Origin of the sequence: Streptomyces atriruber, from assembly GCF_001418325.1 — a bacterium.
GTDB classification, from domain to species: Bacteria; Actinomycetota; Actinomycetes; order Streptomycetales; family Streptomycetaceae; genus Streptomyces; species Streptomyces atriruber.
The window spans coordinates 1-6,000 of record NZ_LIPN01000541.1; the positions used below are offsets into that span (position 1 = coordinate 1).

A 6,000-nucleotide genomic window follows, 5' to 3' on the forward strand; every position below is an offset into this window, starting at 1 on the left:
ACCCAGGACCTGTCGTCCTTCAACCTCGACGTGGACTCGCTCGCCATCGACCGGATCACGGTGAACGGCTCGCCCGCCACCTGGTCCCTCGCCGCAGGCAAGACCGGCCAGGAGCTCACCGTCACCCCCGCGCGCGCCCTGCGCGACCGCCGCTCCTTCGACGTCGAAGTCACCTATCACGGCAACGGAAAGACGAAGCCCGTCGGCCTGCCCGGCTGGCGGCACATGTCCGACGGCGGCTTCGCCTCGGCCGCCCAGGCCTCGCGCGCGGACACCTTCGCGCCCGTCAACGACCACCCCTCCGACAAGGCCACCTGGACCTTCCACCTCACCGCGCCCAAGGGCTGGACGCCCGCCGCCAACGGCAACCTCACCGCGCGGCGCAAGGCCCCCGGCGCCAAGGAGACCTGGGAATTCTCGCTCAACTCCCCGATGGCGCCCGAGCTGTTGGGTATCTCCGTCAACAAGCAGACCTACCTGTACGGGCGTGGCCCGCACGGCGTGAAGCTGCGCCACCTCGTGCCCGAGGACCAGGTCGCGAAGTACCGTCCCGTCGTCGAGGAGACCGGCGGTCAGCTCGCCTGGCTGGAGAAGACCCTCGGCGTGCGCTACCCCTTCGACACGTACGGCGTGCAGATCGTGCGCGACGGCTACGGCGACGCGCTGGAGAACCAGACCCTCTCCCTCTTCGGCCCCGGCTGGTTCGAGCGCCCCACCTACTCCACCACCATGGTCCACGAGCTGACCCACCAGTGGTTCGGCGACTCCGTCACCCCCGCCACCTGGCAGGACGCCTGGCTGAACGAGGGGCCCGCCGTGTTCTACGCGGCGGTGTGGGCGGATCAGAAGGGGTTCCAGCCCATCGAGGAGAAGATGAGGACCGCGTACGAGAAACTCGACGCGGTGCGCAAGACCGACGGTCCGCCCGGCAAGCCGACCGGGCTCGGCGGCTTCAACATCTACGACGGCGCCGCCGTCTCCCTCTACGCCCTGCGGCAGCAGATCGGGCAGGGCGAGTTCGACGCCGTCATGAAGGCGTGGCTGACCGAGCACCGGCACGGCAACGCCTCCACGCGGGACTTCATCGACAACGCGGTGCAGGTGACGGGAGACCCGTCCGTCGGGACCTTCCTGCACCACTGGCTGTACGACCTCGACAACCCGCCCATGCCGGGGCACCCCGACTGGGGTGACGTCAAGTGAGCCGCAGGTCAGGCGCCCTGGTCGCGGGCCTCGCCGCCGCGCTGGCGTTCGGCGCCCCCGCCGCCCCGGGGGTCGCGGCGGAGCCCGGCCCGCGCGTCCTGCACGCCGCCCCGCACGGCACCGGCGACGCGTGCAGCGCCGCACGCCCCTGCTCGCTCACCGGTGCCCGGGACGCCGCGCGGACCCTCATCGGACGCGATGTGCGGCACGCACGCGATGTGCGCGTCGAACTAGCCGACGGAACCTACGAGTTGGCCGAGCCGCTGAAGCTTGGCGCCGCCGACTCCGGGCGCGCGGGGCACGCGGTCACCTGGGCCGCGGCGCCCGGTGCCCGCCCCGTGCTCTCCGGAGGCCGCGCGGCCGACGGCTGGACGGAGAACCGCGACGGCACCTGGACCGCCGCCGTCCCCGAAGGGGTCGCTCCCCGCCAGCTCTTCGTCAATGGCCGCCGTGCCGTCCGGGCACGAGGCGCGGCCTGCTCCGCCGCCACCTGCGACGCCACCAAGGACGGCATGACGGGCGCCACGGCCACCGGCATCGCACAGTGGGAGCGGCCGACGGGGGCCGAGGCGGTCATCAAGGTCCGCTGGCGCAACTACCGTTGCCGGATCACCGGGGTGGCGGGCGACCGCATCACGTTCGCGCAGCCCTGCTGGGCCAACTCGGCGAGCGGGACCGACCGCACGGGCCCCGCCTGGGACTCCACCACCGTCGACTCGGCCCGCTACCACGGCGTCGCCTTCTTCGAGAACGCCCGCGAACTCCTGGACAAGCCGGGCGAGTTCGTGTGGGACGCCGAGGACCGCGCCGTCACCTACCTCCCGCGCGCCGGTGAGGACCCGCGTCGCGTCCACGCGGTCGCGCCGGTGACCGAGCGGCTCATGGTCCTGGACGGCGCCCACGACATCCGTGTCGACGGCATCGGCTTCGCGTACGCCGCTTACCACCAGCTGGCCACCGACGAGGGTTACGCCGGGACGCAGGCCGGTCTCACCCTCACCGGCGCCACGGGCCCCACCGACCACGCGGGCCGGTACTACACCAAGCCCGCGGCGGCGCTCACCGTGCGGGGCGGCCGCCATGTTGCCGTCGACCGTGCGGAGTTCACCCGTCTCGGTGGTGCGGGCGTCGTCCTCGAAGCGGGCACCAAGGATTCGTCGGTCACCCGCTCCCGCTTCACCGACCTCTCCTCGGGCGCGGCCTACATCGGCGACACCGAGCCCGACCCGCGGCCCGAACTCGCGGGGGAGCGGAACACGTTCGCGTACAACACCGTCCGTCGCGCGGGAGTCGAGTACACGGACGCGGTGGGCATCTGGGCCGGTTACGAGGCGGAGCTGAACGTCGACCACAACACCCTCGCGGACCTGCCCTACTCGGGGATCTCCGTCGGCTGGGGCTGGAACCAGCCCGAGGCCCGGGAATCGGTGCTCCGCGACAACAGCGTCACCGGCAACCGCATCACCGACGTCATGCGCGTCGAGCACGACCAGCACGACGGCGGTGCCATCTACACGCAGGGCGCGCAGCCCGGCACGGTCATCTCCGGGAACTACATCAACCGCTCGGCGTACGGGAACACCGAGCGCGACGGCAACGGGATCTACCTGGACGAGCAGTCCTCGTATATCCGCGTCGAGCGCAACGTGATCACGCGCATCGGCTACAAGTGGGTCTCCAACTGGGCCGACTACGGCATCCAGAACCACGCCACCGGCAACTGGACCGACACCGACACACCCGCCCTGGCGGGCACGGGCTCGACCATGCGGGACAACCACACCGAACTGGACCGGCTGCCCGCCGCGGCGCTCGCCGTGGCGCGTCGCGCGGGCGCCCGTCCCGAGCGCGCCGAACAGCTGCGCCCCGACCTGGCCCGCGCGGGCCGGGCGACCCAGTCCTCCACGGACGGCGAGGCCCCGGCCGCGTACGCCGTCGACGGCGACACCTCCACCGACACCCGTACGCTCGCCGAGCCGGGTGCCTGGTGGCAGGTCGACCTCGGCGAGGTGCGGCCCGTCGGACAGGTCGAGGTGTGGAACGGCGCGTCGACGGCCACGGCGGACTTCGACGTACAGCTGTCGAGGACCGCGGACTTCACCGACGCCACGACCCGGCACATCACCGGGAAGGCGCTGCGCCCCACGCTCCTGGAGTTCGGGGGGAGAGGGGCGCGAGAACCGGCCAGGTTCGTACGGATCAGGCTCGCCGGGAGCGGGCGCGTCGCCCTCGCCCACGTGCTCCTCCATCCGTAGCCGGGGCGTCGCGCCCCTCGACACGGGCGGGCGGGGCCGGATAGATAAGGATCAAGCTCATCCGCCCCGCCCGCACCCCTGGGGTAGACACCCGCACCCCGAGGTCAGCACCCGCAACACCGGCTCAAGCGAAGGAAGTTCCATGACCGACCTCCGTCTCGGCGTTCTCGGCTACGGACTGCGCGGCTCGCTCGCCCGCACCGCCCACCGGCCGGACGCGGGCGCCCGCGTCACCGCGCTCGCCGACCACGACGCCACCGCCAGGGCCGAGGCGGCCACGGCCTTCCCGGGCGCGCTGATATCCAGCGACCACCGCAAGGTCGTCGAGGACCCGGACGTCGACGCGGTCGTCGTCCTCACCCCCGACCACACCCATGCCACGCTCGCCTGCGAGGCGCTGCGCGAGGGCAAGCCCGTCTTCGTGGAGAAGCCCCTGGAGACGAGCGTCGAGGCCTGCGACGAGATCCTGCGCACGGCCCACGAGACGGGCACGCGCCTGTACGTCGGGCACAACATGCGCCACATGCCCGTGGTCCGCCTGATGCGCGACATCATCGAGCGCGGGGAGATCGGCGCGGTCAAGACGGTCTGGGTGCGCCACTTCGTGGGCTACGGCGGCGACTGGTACTTCAAGGACTGGCACGCCGAACGGCAGTACACCAACGGCCTGTTGCTACAGAAGGCCGCCCACGACATCGACGTGCTGCACTGGCTCGCCGGCGGCTACACGAGCCGGGTGCAGGCCCTCGGCGACCTCATGGTCTACGGCGACAACCCGCACCGCCGCGAGCCAGGCGAGCCGAAGACGGACGACTGGTACACCAGGGACGGCCACTGGCCGCCGCACACCCAGCGCGACCTGAACCCCGTCATCGACGTCGAGGACGTCTCCCTGGTCAACATGCGTCTGGACAACGGAGTCCTCGCCGCCTACCAGCAGTGCCACTTCACCCCCGACTACTGGCGCAACTACACCGTCATCGGCGACGCGGGCCGCCTGGAGAACTTCGGCGACGGCCCCGGGGGAGTGGTCAAGGTGTGGAACGCGCGCCGGTCGGGCTACCGCGACGAGGCCGACGCCGTCCACCCGGTGCCGGACGCGCAGGACGACGGCGGGCACGGTGGCGCGGACCCGCTGCTCATCGACGAGTTCGTACGTTTCGTACGCGAGGGAGGGCGCACCGACACGTCGCCCGTCGCGGCGCGCATGGCGGTCGCGGCGGGCGTGCGGGCGACGCAGTCGCTGCGGGACGGCGGGACGCCCCGCGAGGTCCCCGGCCTCGACCCGGAGCTGATCGCCTACTTCGAGCGCGGCCAGACGCGCTGACCTGGCGGCCCGTATCGCCGGGGTTCGCCGGGCCTGTTCGCCGGGCCTGAAGGAAAGCTGCGGCGGCGCTTAAGAAATCCTCGATGGACCGGGGCGCCGCCGTAGGGAAGATTCCTGTGTCGTCGGGGGAAGAAGCGACGTACGACGGGAGCCGTGGCGTTGAAGGCGCTGGTCAAGGAGAAGGCAGAGCCGGGTCTCAGCCTGAAGGACGTACCGGAGCCGGTCATCGGCCACGGCGACGTGCTCATCAAGGTGCTCCGCACCGGGATCTGCGGTACGGACCTGCACATCAGGGCCTGGGACGGCTGGGCGCAGCAGGCGATCAGCGCGCCGCTGGTGGTCGGGCACGAGTTCGTCGGCGAGGTCGTGGAGACCGGCCGTGACGTCGCCGACATCAAGATCGGCGACCGGGTCAGCGGCGAGGGCCACCTGGTCTGCGGCAAGTGCCGCAACTGTCTCGCCGGGCGGCGGCACCTGTGCCGCGCCACCGTCGGCCTCGGAGTCGGCAGGGACGGCGCCTTCGCCGAGTACGTGGCGCTGCCCGCGTCCAACGTGTGGGTGCACCGCGTCCCCGTGGACCTCGACGTGGCCGCGATATTCGACCCGTTCGGCAACGCCGTGCACACGGCCCTGTCCTTCCCGCTGGTCGGCGAGGACGTGCTGATCACCGGCGCCGGACCGATCGGTCTGATGGCGGCGGCCGTCGCCCGCCACGCCGGTGCCCGCAACGTCGTGATCACCGACGTCAGCGAGGAGCGCCTGGAGCTGGCCCGCAAGGTCGGCGTCAGCCTCGCCCTCGACGTGTCGAGCTCGACGATCGCCGACGGCCAGCGCGAGCTCGGCCTGCGCGAGGGCTTCGACGTCGGCCTCGAGATGTCCGGCAACCCGCGCGCGATGCGCGACATGGTCGCCAACATGACCCACGGCGGCAAGATCGCCATGCTCGGCCTGCCCGCCGAGGAGTTCGCCGTCGACTGGTCGCGGATCGTCACCTCGATGATCACCATCAAGGGCATCTACGGCCGCGAGATGTTCGAGACCTGGTACGCGATGTCGGTGCTGCTCGAGGGCGGCCTCGACCTGGCACCCGTCATCACGGGACGGTACGGCCACCGCGACTTCGAGGCCGCCTTCGACGACGCGGCGAGCGGCCGCGGCGGCAAGGTCATCCTCGACTGGACCGCCTGACCTCCGCCGCCCGCCCCGCGCCGCCCA

General features: G+C 71.9%; 4 protein-coding genes. All 4 read left to right on the forward strand.

The features are described 5' to 3' along the window. The coding region (locus tag AOK03_RS37950; protein WP_055569915.1) for a M1 family metallopeptidase at nt 1–1,203 on the forward strand (1,203 nt) is incomplete at its 5' end. Continuing rightward, nucleotides 1,200–3,458: a galactose-binding domain-containing protein gene (locus AOK03_RS37955; RefSeq protein ID WP_079075228.1), complete on the forward strand. Its 2,259-nt coding sequence runs from the start codon at nt 1,200–1,202 to the stop codon at nt 3,456–3,458. The genes AOK03_RS37950 and AOK03_RS37955, both read left to right, overlap by 4 nt. A gap of 142 nt (nt 3,459–3,600) precedes the next feature. Next, entirely contained in the window at nt 3,601–4,785 is a 1,185-nt protein-coding gene (locus AOK03_RS37960) for a Gfo/Idh/MocA family protein (protein WP_055569916.1), read from the forward strand. A 159-nt stretch (nt 4,786–4,944) separates the two neighbouring features. Beyond that, entirely contained in the window at nt 4,945–5,973 is a 1,029-nt protein-coding gene (gene tdh, locus AOK03_RS37965) for an L-threonine 3-dehydrogenase (RefSeq protein WP_055569917.1), read from the forward strand. Nucleotides 5,974–6,000 lie beyond the last annotated feature (27 nt).